Source organism: Pseudomonas sp. MIS38 (genome assembly GCF_019891575.1).
GTDB lineage: Bacteria > Pseudomonadota > Gammaproteobacteria > Pseudomonadales > Pseudomonadaceae > Aquipseudomonas > Aquipseudomonas putida_A.
In genome coordinates this window covers 23856-41061 of record NZ_JAFLXF010000017.1, presented here as the reverse complement: position 1 = coordinate 41061, position 17206 = coordinate 23856, and the positions used below count along the sequence as shown (strand labels likewise).

The following is a 17206-nucleotide window of genomic DNA, read 5'->3' as shown; positions in this document are numbered from 1 at the left end:
GGGTGCGTCAACCGCGCTCCGGCGGCACTGACGACAGTTCGAACGGACTGCTGCTGCGCCGCTGGTTGCGATCTTCGCGCGGCGTGGCGCCGAAGAAGTTGCGATAGGCGCTGGAGAAATGCGGCCCCGAGGAGAAACCGCAGGACAGGCCGATCTGGATGATCGACTTGCTGGTTTGCATCAACATCTGCCGGGCCTTGTTCAGGCGCAGTTCCAAGTAGTACTGGCTCGGCACGCGGTTGAGGTATTGCTTGAAGATCCGCTCCAGCTGTCGACGGGACACGCACACGTGCTGGGCGATTTCGTCGGTGGTCAGCGGCTCTTCAATGTTAGCTTCCATCAGCAACACCGCCTGGGTGAGCTTCGGATGGCTGGAACCGAGGCGGTTCTGCAGTGGAATGCGCTGGCGTTCACCGCCCTCGCGGATGCGCTCGACCACCAGTTCTTCGGACACCGCACCGGCCAGTTCTGCCCCATGATCACGGGCCAGCACCGCCAGCAGCAGGTCGAGTACCGACATGCCGCCACACGCGGTCAGGCGATCACGATCCCAGTCGAACAGGTGACTGGTGGCGATGACTTTCGGGAAGCGCTCGGCGAAATCGTCCTGCCAGCGCCAGTGCACAGCCGCGCGATAACCGTCGAGCAGACCGAGCTGCGCCAACGGATAGACACCGGCCGACAGACCACCGATCACGCAACCGGCACGCACCAGTTGCTTGAGCGCGCTGCTGAGGGCCGGGGCCAGAGTGGTCGGTGGCTCGTCGGCGAGCAAAAAGAGTTTCTGGAAGTTTTCCAGCTTGCCGGTCCACGCCTCGCCGGGCAGTTGCCACGCCCCCTCGGCCGCAACGTCTGTCACGGTTTCGGCCTGGAGGAACGACAGTTCGTAAACCACCTCCGGATGCACCCGCTGAGCAACACGCAAGGCCTCCTCCGCCAGCGCCAGCGTCAAAGCTTTAGTGCTGGGCCAAATCAGGAAACCAATTCGATGGGCAGTCATGGGCGGGCAATCCGAAACGAAGAACGGTGATGAAGGCATGGGCCAATGCTAGCCCGTAATCGAAGCTGTCGCAGGTCCATTGTGGGAGCGGGCTTGCTCGCGAATGCGGTAGATCAGACACCAATGATGTCGACTGAAACACCGCTTTCGCGAGCAAGCCCGCTCCCACAGAGGGCCGAGCAAGTCTTCAGGTCGCGAAGCATGACCTAATCTGGTGCATAACGGCAGCGATTACTTGAGGCTACCTGAGAGGAACTGTTGCAAACGCTCCGATTGCGGATTGACCAGCACTTCGCGCGGGTTGCCGCTCTCTTCCACGACACCTTTGTGCAGGAACACCAACTGGTTCGACACTTCACGGGCGAAGCCCATTTCGTGCGTGACCACGACCATGGTGCGGCCTTCCTGAGCGAGGGCCTGCATGACTTTCAGCACGTCACCGACCAGCTCCGGGTCAAGCGCCGAAGTCGGTTCGTCGAACAGCATCACTTCCGGCTCCATCGCCAGCGCACGGGCAATTGCCACACGCTGCTGCTCGCCACCGGACATGTGACCCGGGAACGCGTCTTTGCGATGGGCCACGCCAACCTTGTTCAGGTAATGCTCGGCCTTCTCGCGCGCTTCAGCCTTGGACACGCCCAGTACGTGAACCGGCGCTTCCATGATGTTTTCCAACGCGGTCATGTGCGACCACAGATTGAAATGCTGGAACACCATCGACAGGCGCGAACGCATGCGCTGCAGCTGTTTCGGATCAGCGGCTTTCAGCGCGCCGTCCTTGTTCGCCACCAGTTTCAGCTCTTCGTTGTTGAGCAGGATCTTGCCCGCGTGCGGCTGCTCAAGCAGGTTGATGCAGCGCAGGAAAGTACTTTTGCCGGAGCCACTGGAGCCGATGATGCTGATCACATCGCCGGCTGCCGCTTTCAGGGACACGCCCTTGAGCACTTCGTGACTGCCATAGCGTTTATGCAGGTCTTGGACTTCAAGTTTGTACATGCGGTCGGTTCTCACAAAAACAGTCAGTCAGTCGTTGAGCAAGCGCCCGTGACGCAGCGCTTCGCGCCCCGCCACCTTGGCCAGCCAGAAACCGGGTTGGGCATAGCGCAGCCGTTCAATGGCAAACAGCACCCCGGACGTACCAGCACACACCGTGCTGACCCGATCGGACACAGGGTCGATCACTTCGAAAATCTCATCCCCGGCTTCAACCCACTCGCCGGGTTTACGCAGAAAACTCACCACACCCGGGTGCGGCGCCAACAGTAATTCAGTGCCTTCGAACGGCATGCCTTCGCACGCTTCGTTGGCCGGCTTCGGCCATTCGCCAGTGATCAGGCCCTGCTCGGCGAGGAACGCCAGAATGCCTTCAGCCCAGGCTTGCGCATCAACGCGGTCGGTATTGGCCTGACCGCCGAGCTCGACGGTGGTCGCCAGGCACGCCAGTGGGATCTGCGCGTCCGGAAACTGCCGCGACAGACGCAACCATGGCAACGAGCACGCTTCATCGAAGGAGCTGCCGCCGGAATCTTCCGCCAGCAAACCGACCTTCACATTCAGATGTGCGGCCAGGGAGCGCCACTGCGGCCAGTGCTGCGGCAGTGCATACATGTGCAGCGCGGCTTCGGCGTCGCAGTGCAAGTCAAGCACCACATCGGCAGTGCAGGCGTGGCTGAGCAAAACGCGCTGCATGCCTTGCAACTGGCTGCTCGCCTCGGGCAATGCCGCCAGATGATCCGCCATGGCCTGACGGATCAGGCGAATGTTGGCGTGCGGATCGTCACCAAGACGCTCGGCCAGCGTCGCCGCCACCGGCGCGCTCAGCTCGACGAAATCGCGGTTGAAATTCTTGCCGCTGCCCGCCTCGAAACGCCCCTGATGATTGCCTTGCAGCAATTGGCCGAGGCCCAGCGGGTTGGCGACCGGCACCAGCTCGATCACGCCGTTGAGCAGGCCTTGGGCTTCGAGTTCGCCGAGGCGCTTTTTCAGCTCCCAGGCGGTGCGCATGCCCGGCAGTTCGTCGGCGTGCAGGCTGGCCTGGATGTAAGCCTTGCGCTCGCCGCTGCCGAAGCGGAAGACCGAGATCTTGCGCTCGCTGCCCAGGTGGCTCCACGGCAATACGTGGTCGATGCGTTCCATATCAGTGCTTCCGCGGGGCCAGGTAGCTCAACCAGCGGCGCTCGGCCAGCTTGAACAGCTTCACCAGAATGAAGGTCAGGCACAGGTAGAACACGCCGGCGGTGATGTACGCCTCGAACGGCAGGTAGTACTGCGCGTTGACGGTACGGGCCGCGCCGGTGATGTCGATCAGGGTCACGATGGACGCCAGACTGGTGGTCTGCAGCATCATGATCACTTCGTTGCTGTACTGCGGCAGCGCCCGGCGCAGGGCCGATGGCAACAGGATGCGCTTGTACAGTTTGAAGCGCGACATGCCCATGGCCTTGGCGGCTTCGATCTCGCCGTTCGGCGTGGCCTTGAGGCTGCCGGCAATGATCTCGGCGGTGTAGGCGCTGGTGTTGATCGCGAACGCCAGGCACGCACAGAACGTCGCGCTGGACAGCCACGGCCACAAGAAGCTTTCACGTACTGCTTCGAACTGCGCCAGACCGTAGTAGATCAGGAACAGCTGCACCAGCATCGGCGTGCCGCGGATCACGTAGGTGTAGAGCCACGCGGCGCCGTTGACGATCGGGTTCTTGGAGACGCGCATCAGGCCCAGCGGCAGTGCCGCCAACAGACCGAACAACAGCGACAGCGCGAGCAGTTTGAGGGTGGTCAGCAGGCCGCCGAGGTACAGCGGCATGGCCTCCCAAATGACGTTGTAGTCGAAGATCATAGATCAGCCGCCCTTACGCCTACCGAGTAGCGCTTCTCAAGGTGACGCAGCGCCAGCAACGAGACACTGGTGATCACCAGGTACATCGCCGCCACTGCGAGGAAGAAGGTGAAAGGCTCGCGGGTGGCATCCGCCGCCTGCTTGGCCTTGAACATCATGTCTTGCAGACCGACCACCGAAATCAGCGCGGTGGCCTTGGTCAGCACCAGCCAGTTGTTGGTGAAGCCAGGAATCGCCAGGCGAATCATCTGCGGCACCATCACCCGGAAGAACACCTGAAAACTGCTCATGCCGTACGCCATGCCCGCTTCGGCCTGGCCCTTGGGGATCGCCATGAACGCGCCACGGAAGGTTTCCGAAAGGTACGCACCGAAGATGAAACCGAGGGTGCCGATACCGGCGGCCAGCGGGTTCAGGTCGATGTAGTCGTCATAGCCGAGCATCGGCGCGACGCGGTTGAGCAAGTCCTGACCGCCGTAGAAGATCAGCAGGATCAACACCAGGTCGGGAATCCCGCGGATCACCGTGGAATACAGATCGCCCAGCCACGCCAGCCAGCGAATCGGCGACAGGCGCAACGCGACCCCGATCAGCCCGAGAACGATGGCCAGGGCCATGGACGACAAGGCGAGCTGAAGCGTCAGCCATGCGCCATCGAGGATGACAGCCCCGTAGCCTTTCAACATGATTCAGGTCCTCGAAAGTTGGGATGAAAAAATGGCGCAAACCGCAGAGATCCTGTTGCTTGCGCCATTTCTGACTTGTCGCAGAGACGTGTTACTTGCCGTAGATATCGAAGGCGAAGTACTTGTCCTGGATAGCTTTGTATTTACCGTTTTCACGGATGGCCGCGATGGCCGCGTTGATCTTGTCTTTCAGCGCGTCACCCTTGCGCACCGCGATGCCTACGCCGTCGCCGAAGTATTTGACGTCGGTGAACTGCGGGCCAACGAAGGCGAAGCCTTTGCCGGAATCAGTGTTCAGGAAGCCGTCCTGCAGCAGGGTGGCGTCAGCCACGGTACCGTCGAGGCGACCAGCGGCCACGTCGAGGTAGATTTCGTTCTGCGAGCCGTATGGCTTGATCTCGGCACCCAGCGGGGCCAGGACTTCGCGGGCGAAACGCTCGTGGATCGAACCACGTTGTACACCGATGTTTTTGCCCTTGAGCTCAGACAGGTTGTCGCTGACAACGGTGCCCTGCTTCATGACCAGACGGGCCGGGGTGTTGTAGTACTTGTTGGTGAAGTCCACGGATTTCTTGCGGTCTTCAGTGATCGACATCGACGACAGGATCGCGTCGATCTTGCGCACTTTCAGTGCCGGGATCAGACCGTCGAACTCTTGCTCGACCCACTGGCACTTGACCTTCATTTCTTCACACAGGGCATTGCCGATGTCGTAGTCGAAACCAACGATGCTGCCATCCGGCGCTTTCGAAGCGAACGGAGGGTACGCCGCTTCGATACCGATCTTCAGAGGTTTTTCATCAGCGAAGGAATTCAGCGACAGCACGGACAGTGCCAGGGCGCCAAGCAGCACAAGTTTCTTCATCTTGGGACTCCATCGGTAAAGGGCAAAAACGGCAGAGTGAGCGACAGCCCAATATGCGAATGGGTGAATCGGGAAAGCGGCGCAGCATCGGTGGGAAATTTCCCATTGAAACCCTCGGAGGTTTCAACGTCAGCCACGATGAGCGAGTGATCGGCATTCTAACGACAGGCCCGAAGCCGATATTTCTTCAATGCGACAACTAATTACAGATGCACAGAGAAACCCGCTTGAGCGCATTGACAGCCTTGCAAATTCATGCAAGAGCGAAAGACAGTGAACCGATCTATGCTGCAAATTGCGGGCCTATTATTCGCAAACCCTTCTAATCCGGCAAGCGCAGCGTTGTGTCTTATTTTTCACCGGGGGGTTTAAGGCTCTAAAACGGGGCATTGCGTTTCCCTTCGCCCCGCGGCGGGGCGGGCGGTTACACATTTGGTTACTCGGGTAGGCATGGGTAACAGCGGGAAGGGGCTTACGCGGGAAATCGATAATTATTGGTTGGGTGGGTTTTCATTCCGACAGCGAAGTACACCGGTGTCTGACAGATGGCTATCGCGAGCAGGCTCACTCCTACAGTGATCGCGCTCCAATCAACTGTAGGAGTGAGCCTGCTCGCGATGAGGCCAGCAAAACCACCCCAAAACCTCCAGACACAAAAAAGCCCCACCCGGCAAACACCGGACAGGGCTTTTCAATGCATCAGACAGACTTAAGCCACATTCATCGTCTTGTGCGTATCAATCAAATGCTGCACCACACCCGGATCCGCCAGGGTCGAGATATCCCCCAACCCATCGTACTCAGCCGTAGCAATCTTGCGCAGAATCCGCCGCATGATCTTGCCCGAACGGGTCTTCGGCAGCCCCGGCGCCCACTGGATCACGTCCGGCGAAGCAATCGGGCCGATCTCTTTGCGCACCCAGTTCTTAAGTTCCAGACGCAGTTGCTCGCTCGGCTCTTCGCCATTTTTCAGGGTGACGTAGACATAAATGCCCTGCCCCTTGATGTCGTGCGGCACACCAACCACAGCCGCTTCGGCGACTTTCGGGTGGGCGACCATCGCGCTTTCGATCTCGGCGGTGCCCATGCGGTGGCCGGAGACGTTGAGCACGTCGTCGACACGCCCGGTGATCCAGTAGTAACCATCGGCATCACGCCGCGCACCGTCACCGGTGAAGTACATGCCCCGGAAGGTCTTGAAGTAGGTGTCGACGAAGCGGTCGTGATCGCCATACAACGTGCGCGCCTGACCCGGCCACGAATCGAGAATCACCAGATTGCCCTCGGCCTCGCCCTCGATGATGTTGCCGAGGTTGTCGACCAGCGCCGGCACCACACCGAAGAACGGACGTGCCGCCGAACCCGGCTTCAGCGCATGCGCCCCCGGCAGCGGGCTCATCATGTTGCCGCCGGTTTCGGTCTGCCACCAGGTATCGACGATCGGGCAACGGGACTTGCCGACATTCTTGTAGTACCAGTCCCAGGCTTCCGGGTTGATCGGCTCGCCCACCGAACCGAGCAGACGCAGGCTGCTGCCATCCGCGCCCTCAACGGCAGCGGTGCCGGACGCCATCATCGCGCGGATCGCGGTCGGCGCGGTGTAGAGGATGTTGACCTTGTGCTTGTCGACGATCTTCGCCACCCGGGTGATGTCCGGGTAGTTCGGCACGCCTTCGAACAGCAGCGTGGTCGCGCCATTGGCCAGCGGGCCGTAGACGATGTAGCTGTGGCCGGTGACCCAGCCGACGTCGGCGGTGCACCAGTAGATTTCGCCCGGACGGTAGTCGAAGACGCGCTCGTGGGTCATCGCCGCATACAGCAGATAACCGCCGGTGGTGTGCTGCACGCCCTTCGGCTTGCCGGTCGAGCCGGAGGTATAAAGGATGAACAGCGCTTCTTCGGCGCCCATCTCTTTTGGCGCGCAGACGGTGCCCGCCACTTTCATCAGGTCTTCGTACCAGATGTCGCGATGCTGGTTCCACTTGATGTCGCCACCGGTACGCTTGCACACGATGACTTTCTGGATGCTGCTGGTTTCCGGGTTGGTCAGCGCGTCGTCGACGTTGGCCTTCAGCGAGATCTTCTTGCCGGCACGGATGCCTTCGTCAGCGGTGATCACCACTTTCGATTTGCAGTCGATGATCCGCCCCGCCAGGGCTTCCGGCGAGAAACCACCGAACACCACCGAGTGAATCGCGCCGATCCGGGTACAGGCCAGCATGGCGACCACGGCTTCGGGGATCATCGGCATATAAATAGTCACCACGTCGCCGCGGTGCACGTCCTGACCACGCAGGGCGTTGGCCAGTTTGCACACTTGTTCGTGCAGTTCGCGGTAAGTGATGTTGCGGCTTTCGGAAGGATCGTCGCCTTCCCAGATGATTGCGATCTGATCGCCGCGCTCGGCCAGATGCCGGTCGAGGCAGTTGTAGGAAACGTTCAGGGTGCCGTCGGCGAACCATTTGATGTCGACATGGTGATCGTCGAAGGAAGTCTGCTTCACCGTGGTGAAAGGCTTGATCCAGTCGAGGCGCTTGGCTTGCTCGCGCCAGAAACCGTCAGGGTTGACGACCGACTGCTGGTACATGGCTTTGTAGGTCGCCTCGTCAGTCAGCGTATTGGCCAGAACCTCGGGACGAACGGGATACAGAGAAGCCGCACTCATCTTTCTTACCTCGGTGGAATAGTTGTTTTTGTATGACCCCGTTGTAGCCGGGCCGGGCCCATAGAACCATTCGACGATGGTAGTAACAAGCCCCTACAAAACATCCAGTTACCCCTGACGCAAGCCCAGCGCTGCTTGTTCCAATACCCCTCAACCCCTGTGGGAGCTGGCTTGCCAGCGATTCAGGCGACTCGGTTATTCAGGCAAAACACATCACCGGCAAACCTGGCCCCAGGCAATTTCGACCGATTGTTACCAAATCTGCCAAAAGTGTTTATCAAAACCCCACCTGTTTACCCCCACCCCTCCTCCCTAAAATCCACCTCGCCGACAAGGCAAACGCGATTAACAACGTTACAGCCCCCACGAAGGCCGTTAATCCAGCTCTCAAGTAATAACTGCAAATGATGAAGTTCCACACGCAACCCTAAAAAGGTTGCGTGACCCCACTCGACCTCAAAAAGGTAAATCTGAAATGAAAGCTTTATTGGTTCTGGCCCTCAGCAGTCTGTGCGCAACCGCCATGGCAGACGAGGTCCCGACTGATGTCGCACAGCAACAACCGGTGATCGAGGAATACACTTACTCCACTCACCTGGACATCGCCAAAATTGTATCGATGAGCGAAGTTCCGAATGTCTGCGAAGTGGTACCGGCCAAAATGGAGTACGACGACTCCAAGGGTCAGCGCCACATCCTGCGTTACAGCGTCATGGGCAACGGCTGCACCAATTGATGATTGAGACTGCACCGAATCAGACCGCTCAGCGCCTCATTTGAGGGTCGATTCCAGCCCGGCTTCGGTCGGGCTCAGTTGTGTCTGGAGTCGCTCAAAAGGGTTGCAAAACACAAGATATAGTGAAAAACCCGGTTTTTTGCTCATTTCTTGAGCAACCGAAGCCTCGCAAAAAAATTAATGAAAAAAAATTCTCGCCGGCCAATCCCAGCGAAAGCCCTGTAAACCCTCGCTCCGATCGAAATCACCCGGCCAATCGAACGCCCTGCGGTGTTTCGCCCTCCCCCACGCCCGTGTTTTTTTCCCTATAATGCCGCCCTAATCGGGTCAGCAATATTCCCTTACAGGGAGCAAAAGCCATTCTGAAGCCCCGCAGCAGCGTCAACGCTGATCTGCGCCCGTCAGAGGCTCTCGGAAACCCGTACAAAATTCTGTTTTATTGCCTGCCTTGGCTGCCGCAAAAAACGATTCCTTAAGATCCAACGCGGTCTGTACGACCGTGTGAACAACCAACCAATCAGGTTTCACACGGGGCGACAGGCCCTCACGCAGGAGACGACACGTCATGCTGAGCTGGGACGAATTCGACAAAGAAGACAGTGAAGTAGCAACCGTGAAAGGCGCCAACGCCGGCCACGCTACTGAAGCCAACATGGACCGCCTCGACAGCGCCGGCGGTGCAGCAGCGCTGGAAGCCCGCGCCGTGACCGCCGACGACTCGGCCGCCGTGGCCCGCGCCAAGGCCGCACTGGATTCCCTCGACGTCGCCGAAGGCCTCGCCGAACTCGAAGGCGCCTCCGCCCGTGTCGCCGTTGACGAAAAGCGCATGATCAACTGCCGCGCCGACCTCAACCAACTCGTACCCTTCAAGTACGACTGGGCCTGGCAGAAGTACCTGGACGGCTGCGCAAACCACTGGATGCCGCAAGAAGTCAACATGACCGCCGACATCGCCCTCTGGAAAAACCCGGAAGGCCTGACCGACGACGAGCGCCGCATCGTGATGCGCAACCTCGGCTTCTTCTCCACCGCCGACTCCCTGGTTGCCAACAACCTGGTCCTGGCCGTGTACCGCCTGATCACCAACCCGGAATGCCGCCAGTACATCCTGCGCCAGGCCTTCGAAGAGGCGATCCACACCCACGCCTACCAGTACTGCATCGAATCGCTGGCCATGGATGAAGGCGAGATCTTCAACATGTACCACGAGATCCCATCGGTCGCGAAAAAGGCAGCCTGGGGCCTGAAGTACACCCGCTCGATCTCCGATCCGAAGTTCGAAACCGGCACCCCGGACACCGACAAAGAACTGCTGCGCAACCTGATCGCCTACTACTGCGTTCTGGAAGGCATCTTCTTCTACTGCGGCTTCACCCAGATCCTCTCCATGGGCCGCCGCAACAAAATGACCGGCGTCGCCGAGCAGTTCCAATACATCCTGCGCGACGAATCCATGCACCTGAACTTCGGCATCGACGTGATCAACCAGATCAAAATCGAAAACCCACACCTGTGGGACGCCGAAATGAAGGAAGAAGCGACCCAGATGATCCTGCAGGGTACGCAGCTGGAAATCGAATACGCCCGCGACACCATGCCTCGCGGCGTACTGGGCATGAACGCGGCGATGATGGAGGACTACCTCAAGTTCATCGCTAACCGTCGTTTGTCGCAGATTGGTTTGAAGGAAGAGTACCCAGGGACCACTAACCCGTTCCCTTGGATGAGCGAGATTATGGACTTGAAGAAAGAGAAGAATTTCTTTGAGACGAGAGTTATTGAGTATCAGACTGGTGGGGCGTTGAGCTGGGATTGATTCCGCTGGAATTTTTCCTGTTACTGATCTGCACCATAGGAAAAGCCCCGTAAATCGGGGCTTTTTCTATGTCTAAACCAAGAAAATACTAGCTTGACTTTTAAGATTTATAACGCTATTAGAAATTTAAATAGAATTTTCTTAATTGCCTTTTGGCAACCTATCAATTTTTCGAGAAGTGACAGGAAGTGCTAGGAATCGATTTGTTCTGCGGTGCTGGTGGCATGTCCGTCGGCGCCGAAATGAGCGGCGTAAAGGTGAAATTCGCAGTCGAATCTGACCCGAATGCAGCAAAAACCTTTCGTGAAAACCATACTGAAACGTGTCTATTGCAGGCCAATGTAAAGGATATTCGCGCTAGAGAGCACATGGTTCTTAAAACTGAAGAACCAGTAGTTCTTTTCGGGGGGCCTCCATGCCAAGGCTTCTCAACATCTAATCAAAAAAATAGAAATGTTGAGAACCCGAACAACTGGCTTTTTCGAGAGTATTTGAGACTGGTTCAAGAAAGCAGGCCAGACTGGATAGTATTCGAAAACGTAAAGGGTCTGTTAGAAACAGAAAGCGGCTACTTTTTAGATGAGGTATTGAAAGGCTTTTCCAAAATAGGATACACCACAAGCACTTTCATACTTAACTCCGCAGATTATGGCGTGCCGCAGAAAAGAAATCGTTTATTCATAATCGGCTCTCTTCACGGAATCAATGTACCTCCCCCTCCAAAAACCGCAAAAAAGCATATTACAGTCAAAGATGCAATTGCAGATCTACCTCTGTTAAAAAATGGAGACAAGCGAGATCACTCCGAATATGCAATGAAAGCCAACACAGCATATGCCAAAAAAATTCGCGGAAGAAGCAAAGCCTGCTGGAATAATATCGTTACAAATAACGCACCATATATAATTGAACGGTATGAGCACATCCCGGAGGGCGGCAACTGGGAAAACATCCCCGTACACTTAATGGAAAATTATAAAGATGCATCCCGCTGCCACACAGGGATTTACAGACGACTGAAATCTGATGAACCTTCTGTAGTAATAGGTAATTTCAGAAAAAACATGCTGATACATCCTTGGGAAAATCGAGGTCTATCTGTCAGGGAAGCGGCTAGACTACAATCTTTCCCGGACTCGTTTAGATTTTATGGTTCTATCGGATTTCAACAGCAACAAGTAGGCAATGCAGTTCCCCCACTGCTCGCTAAAGCTGTGTTTGACATGATAATGAGTACAACAAAATGACTGAACTGAACACTATGCAGGCCTTAGAAGTGATTCTTAAGGAAAAATGCAAGGAAGCTACAAAATTTCCTAGAATGCATAATGATTACTTCATTCAATACTGTAGCTTTTTGAATAAATTACGTGTGGATATCTACCCACAAATTGATACCGGCCTTGGGGTAAATTCAAAAAACCCAGGATACTACACAGCCCATAATGCAGAACATTTCGATGAAGTTGTTCGATATGCTGGCGACCTATTAAATGCCAATATAGAAGACATCGCAAATTGGAAAATCCTGCAGCCCTACGAGTTATATATATTATTAGTAGCCATACGAATTCATGATGTCGGTAACATTCACGGGCGTGACGATCATGAGAAAAAATGCTTTCAGTTCTTACGTGAGCATAGCGAGTTACTAGGGGGAGATACTTCCGAACTAAAAATCATAGCGCGTATAGCAGAGGCACATGGCGGTAAAGTTAACGGTAGCCGCGACACTATTGGCACATTAAACACCAATGATTTGGTAGGAACAATTAGAATAAGGTCGCGCTTACTGGCTGCAATTGTTCGTTTTGCTGATGAGATTTGTGAAAACAGCGGAAGAGCGGCTAAGTATCTACTGAAACATGGCAACCTACCCGCACACAATTTAATTTATCACAAATACGCCGCCTCAATACTTGGCTCGGTTTACGGATCCGATGATAAAAGGGTTAACATTCAGTTTGTACTCACAACTGATGACGTATCGCAAAGTTGGGGATGCGAAGATCGAAAGCAAGAAGATGGATCCTTCATCAACTCAGTTTATTTAATAGACGAAATTTTAGATCGTCTTGAGAAAATGGATCGTGAAAGAAAATATTGCAACATCCATACCAGAGGAACTTACGCAGTAGAGTCGATACGCGCAAGTATAGAGATCGTAGACGCAAAAACTCACGAAACACTGGAAAAAATCCCTGTACCTGAATTAATGGACGAAGGGTACCCGGAGAACGTACATTCAAGCTTAAAAGTCCAACTTAAAGCTTATTGCGGTTCCGATTATGCTGCCAAGTACATTACAACCATCTCAGGAGAGAGCAATGGAAAGTAATATAATTTCAGAGCTAAAAGTTAATCCATTCTCTGTAAAGACTCCGGAAAATCTTAGCTCGGAAGAACTTGTCGACTTATTCGTTCCATATCCAGAATATGACAACCTTCAATTGAGCGGTCATCAATTTTTACACGGCCATAGGGGCAGTGGAAAAAGTATGATGCTAAAAATGATGACCCCGGGAGCTCAATGTCTCGCTAGAGGCTGCCCATTACAAGATCTTCCATTCTATGGCGCGTACCTTTCAATTAAAGCAACCGAAGTAAACTCAGCCGAATATTCAAGAATAGAAAGCGAGCCAAGTGGGTTTATTTTATCTGAACATGTTCTTGTAACAAAAATATTAAGCTCACTATTCGTCTCTATCTCCGCACATCATACATTCTTCAGCGCCAACTCTGAATTAAACACAAAGCTATCCAACTTTGCGTTATCCGTACTTTACAAGAGGTTAGAGTACGTTGGATGGGACGCAAAAAAACATATCGCGGAGAACAACACATCACTCTCTGCGATAATTGACATATTCGACTCTTTGCAAGCAGAAACTGTTGGCTATATAAAGCGCCGAGCATTCTCTAAAGACTACTTTCCTTACTCGGGGTCGTTACTCGGATTCCAGGATGTACTGCTCCCTGTAATTCGGGCTCTTCGGGATAACCAAATACTCCCAGATTGCCCTGTATTTTTTCTATTGGATGATGCTGACAACTTAACACTACAACAAACAAAAGTTTTAAATACATGGGTTTCTTATAGAAGCACGGATGTAGTATCTTTAAAAATATCTACTCAAATGGGATACAAAACATTCACAACATCGTCAGGAATTAAGATTGAAGCACCCCATGACTACTCAGAGATAAACTTCACTTCCGTATATACAGGCTCCCTAAAGGAAAACTATCCTAAGCTTGTAGAGCAGATAGTTAAAAAACGTTTGCGGCGTTTCGGATTTGGAGATGTAAATCCCACAGATTTTTTCCCTGTAGACATAGACCAAGAAAACGACATACGTGCTATCTCGGAGGAAATTAAGGAGCGGTGGACTAGTTCTACTACTGGCGGTTATCGCGCTGGCGATGACGCATACAGATTTGCTAGACCAGAATATATCAGGCGCCTTTCTGGAACCTCAAAGCAAGGCGCGCGATATAAATATGCCGGCTTTGAGCAATTGGTTCATATCTCCTCAGGAATAATAAGATTCTTTCTAGAGCCAGCTGCGAGAATGTTCGCAGACCAGATAAAGGCCAACAACGGCAAAACGATTAGCTTTATTTCTGCAATCATTCAAGACGATGAAATCCGGCAACAATCCGATGAACTTTTGATTTCAAAATTTGACGAAATAAAAGGAGATGCACAAAATGATCCCGACATCTCCAGCAACTTAGGAAACATCGAAAAGCTAAAAAATTTGATACAAGGCATAGGTTCACTTTTTCAAGCTCATATCATGGATGAACGAGCATCTCAACGCCGTGTCTTCTCCTTTGTAATCAGTGACCACCCTCCTAAAGATCTAGAAGAAATATTAAAAATGGGTGTGAAGTTCGGTTATCTATATGAAGATGCTACAGGCAATAAAACTGGAATGGGTAGAACCAAACTTTACGTACTATCCAGAAGATTGGCGCCGGCCTTCAGACTAGACCCAATGGGCTTCTCTAATTACCTATCACTAAAAAGCAGCTTTCTACTTGAAGTTTCCGAAAACCCAAGCAAGTTCGTTAATCGGTTACGCAAATATGGTCCGGAGAAGGTATTGATTGAATCGCCACAAATGTCTCTACTTGGAGAAATTGACCATGAGTAAAATCCCTCTTTCAGAGCTAAACAGCGAGCTTCTGAATAAGGACTTTGTTCTTTTCTTAGGTTTGGGATTCGACCAGAGAAGCTTGTGTGCGTTACAAAATATAGAGCCATCAACCCCACAAAAAACCATAGGACTGCTTAACCCTCCACGACCAGGAACACCTCAAACTAATTATGGAGAGGATTTCACTTCTTCTGCAGGTCCGAATTCAGAAATTTTAGGTGCAGAGTCAAAATCGCTAATAGAAACAATTGATTTGATTCAGGAAAAACTTGAAGAACCTGAAATAAAGGGCAAAGAAATTGTAGTAGACATTACTTCCCTCTCGCACGAAATGCTAGTTGCCTTTATGGGTTTACTCCAAAGTAAAAACCTATTAAAGGGTACAACCCTTTTGTACACAGGTGCGGACGACTACAGTTTCAACACCCCTAAAGACCAAAAATGGCTTAGTCATGGAGTTGTAGACATTCGCTCCATCCTTGGCTTTCCAGGGACAATGTTACCTTCGAAAAAACTTCACTTAATAGTTATGGTAGGTTTTGAAACTGAGCGTGCTACGGAAGTCATAAACAGATATGAGCCATCTAGACTGACAATTGCCTATGGGGCCAAGGATCATTCCGTAACCGAAGAGCATCACCTAACAAACATTGGTTTTGCTAATAATATTCTCAATAGCTTTCTGGAAAACTCCAGATCAGTAGATAGCTCTCAAAATTTAGAATTTTCGTGCACTGACCCTTTCTTCACCAAATCTTCCTTAGAGAACTACATAACCCAGTTCCCGAATGAGAATATAGTTATATGCCCTTTAAACACAAAAATATCTACAGTAGGGGCGGCTCTCGCCGCTCTGGAGATGCCAGACATTCAGATATGCTACGCTCAACCAGCCGAATATAATATTGCGGGGTACGCATCCCCTGGAAAAGAAATTACCATCATAAAATTGTGACAATTCTATCAATCGCAGCTCAGCTAACTTGGCAAACGAATGCATGTCAGCCCCCCCATCCGGGGGCTGCCGCTCACATCCACTTATAACCTAAGAAGCCAAAATTCAGACTGCATATCAACATATCACACCGAACAAATCCTTCTATTCCCGCAGTCTAACAAACAGAAAAATCTGACATAGCACTCGCCACCACCCTACATTGCTTTAAGCAAACTTTTCTATTTCTCTAAACATTGAAAAACTCTTAACTTTACAACGGACACCTAAGAAACACTCAACGTAGAAAGTTTGGCTAATTCCACGAACGCGAATAACGACCGAGGTAATTACCCTGCGCTGGGACTTTTTAGATCCTCCTACATTAGGGGCACGCCCTCAAAATTTTAAACGTAGAGATCATGGAGATGCCTAAATACACCCACTCCATACTCTCCGAATTGTGGAGGTTGACTATGTATCCTCAACTCGTCTACACCTCCCCGTTTGCCAAACAGAGTTCCAGCCTTTAATAAGACATAATGTTGCTCAGCGGAATTTAACGATTGCGATCTGAGTCGCCATGTCGACAAGCAAAAAGCCCCAATCTGATCGGTTTTTTTGTGGGAGGTAGGTAGAACTTTTTACGCCTACGTCACAGCGCTCAATCTCCTACAGCACTTACAGTCGCTTCCCATTGAAGCCTGCTGCGAGCACTACTAACCTCTATCGCAGGTGCCTAAGAAACGCCCAACGTAGAAAGCTTGGTCAGTGACACGGACGTGTAATTTGTCGGTGGCAACTGTTCTGCTCGTTGGGACTTCTTAAGTCCGCTCTACGTTGGGTTCAGGCCCTCCCAAAATCCATAACGTAGAGGTCATAGATATGTCTGATCCATACTCGGTAACCGTCTTCTCTCGCCACAATCTTTCTCTGCATGCCCTTCTATTAGAGAACCAGCCTTGGTTCTCCGCCCGCGATGTCGGCCGCTTGATGGGTTTCCATCTGAATGATCGGGTGGTCAACAAGCTAGATAGCGATCAGCGCCGCGTCATGTGGATTGAGTACTTTCGAGAACCAGAACAGCATCTGATGCTCAGTGAGTCTGGGGTGTACGCGCTGTTGGTCTATCACTACGTTCCGGGTAATCGGTTGTTGCGGGAATGGCTGACCAATGAGGTGGTGCCGACATTGCGCGATGCTGCAGATTCGGGAGATTCAAATCGGCCAATGTTGAGCTTATTGGATTGGCCGGAGATGTCATTGAGTTTGCTACATTGGCAGGATGAGGGCTGGATTCGGCTTCGAGATATGCCTTACCTGTTGAACGATCAAAATCCACGACGAGCATCTTTAGAGAAACCCTGGTGGCGAAGAGTTACACAGGTGTTTCAGTCCTCGAAGCACTCGATGGGCTAGGCATGGGCTTGTAGGATCGCGCGGGATCCGTCGCTATTTTCTGTAGGAATTTTCGTAGACAGCAGTGATGGCCACTCAGTATCGTC

The 17206-nt window shown here is 52.9% G+C and carries 14 protein-coding genes; 7 read left to right on the top strand and 7 right to left on the bottom strand.

What is annotated here, in order from left to right:
• Positions 1–7: 7 nt before the first annotated feature.
• The 7 genes from argR to acs form a co-directional block, all read right to left on the bottom strand.
• Entirely contained in the window at positions 8–1000 is a 993-nt protein-coding gene (argR, locus tag J1G18_RS19075; RefSeq protein ID WP_027612635.1) for a transcriptional regulator ArgR, read from the bottom strand.
• A gap of 231 nt (positions 1001–1231) precedes the next feature.
• Positions 1232–1996 (bottom strand): ABC transporter ATP-binding protein, encoded by a 765-nt coding sequence (locus tag J1G18_RS19070; RefSeq protein ID WP_003227281.1) that lies wholly within the window; start codon positions 1994–1996, stop codon positions 1232–1234.
• Positions 1997–2023: 27 nt separating this feature from the next.
• Positions 2024–3136 (bottom strand): M14 family metallopeptidase, encoded by a 1113-nt coding sequence (locus tag J1G18_RS19065; protein WP_223008276.1) that lies wholly within the window; start codon positions 3134–3136, stop codon positions 2024–2026.
• A gap of 1 nt (position 3137) precedes the next feature.
• Positions 3138–3836 (bottom strand): ABC transporter permease, encoded by a 699-nt coding sequence (locus J1G18_RS19060; RefSeq protein WP_003227285.1) that lies wholly within the window; start codon positions 3834–3836, stop codon positions 3138–3140.
• Positions 3833–4522, bottom strand: a complete 690-nt coding sequence (locus J1G18_RS19055) for an ABC transporter permease (RefSeq protein WP_003227287.1) — start codon at positions 4520–4522, stop codon at positions 3833–3835. The genes J1G18_RS19060 and J1G18_RS19055 overlap by 4 nt, the downstream gene beginning before the upstream one ends.
• 91 nt (positions 4523–4613) lie before the next feature.
• Positions 4614–5387, bottom strand: a complete 774-nt coding sequence (locus J1G18_RS19050; protein ID WP_027612633.1) for an ABC transporter substrate-binding protein — start codon at positions 5385–5387, stop codon at positions 4614–4616.
• A gap of 709 nt (positions 5388–6096) precedes the next feature.
• The gene (gene acs, locus J1G18_RS19045; protein ID WP_047599664.1) at positions 6097–8052 is read right to left on the bottom strand and encodes an acetate--CoA ligase; all 1956 of its coding nucleotides are present in this window, start codon (positions 8050–8052) and stop codon (positions 6097–6099) included.
• A gap of 475 nt (positions 8053–8527) precedes the next feature.
• On the opposite strand from acs, the gene J1G18_RS19040 reads away from it, so the two are divergent.
• The 7 genes from J1G18_RS19040 to J1G18_RS19010 all read left to right on the top strand — a co-directional run bounded on the left by J1G18_RS19040 (position 8528) and on the right by J1G18_RS19010 (position 17120).
• Positions 8528–8788, top strand: a complete 261-nt coding sequence (locus tag J1G18_RS19040) for a DUF2790 domain-containing protein (protein ID WP_223008275.1) — start codon at positions 8528–8530, stop codon at positions 8786–8788.
• Between the two features lie 565 nt (positions 8789–9353).
• Entirely contained in the window at positions 9354–10604 is a 1251-nt protein-coding gene (locus tag J1G18_RS19035; RefSeq protein WP_003227292.1) for a ribonucleotide-diphosphate reductase subunit beta, read from the top strand.
• Between the two features lie 188 nt (positions 10605–10792).
• A complete protein-coding gene (locus J1G18_RS19030; RefSeq protein WP_316851789.1) occupies positions 10793–11851 on the top strand; it encodes a DNA cytosine methyltransferase in 1059 nt (352 codons plus the stop codon).
• Positions 11848–12942: a hypothetical protein gene (locus tag J1G18_RS19025; RefSeq protein WP_223008273.1), complete on the top strand. Its 1095-nt coding sequence runs from the start codon at positions 11848–11850 to the stop codon at positions 12940–12942. The genes J1G18_RS19030 and J1G18_RS19025 overlap by 4 nt, the downstream gene beginning before the upstream one ends.
• Positions 12932–14764: a hypothetical protein gene (locus J1G18_RS19020; RefSeq protein ID WP_223008272.1), complete on the top strand. Its 1833-nt coding sequence runs from the start codon at positions 12932–12934 to the stop codon at positions 14762–14764. Before J1G18_RS19025 ends, J1G18_RS19020 begins: the two co-directional genes overlap by 11 nt.
• Complete coding sequence (locus J1G18_RS19015; RefSeq protein WP_223008271.1) at positions 14757–15722, top strand: hypothetical protein; 966 nt, start codon at positions 14757–14759, stop codon at positions 15720–15722. Before J1G18_RS19020 ends, J1G18_RS19015 begins: the two co-directional genes overlap by 8 nt.
• 864 nt (positions 15723–16586) lie before the next feature.
• Positions 16587–17120 (top strand): Bro-N domain-containing protein, encoded by a 534-nt coding sequence (locus J1G18_RS19010; RefSeq protein WP_223008270.1) that lies wholly within the window; start codon positions 16587–16589, stop codon positions 17118–17120.
• Positions 17121–17206: the final 86 nt, after the last annotated feature.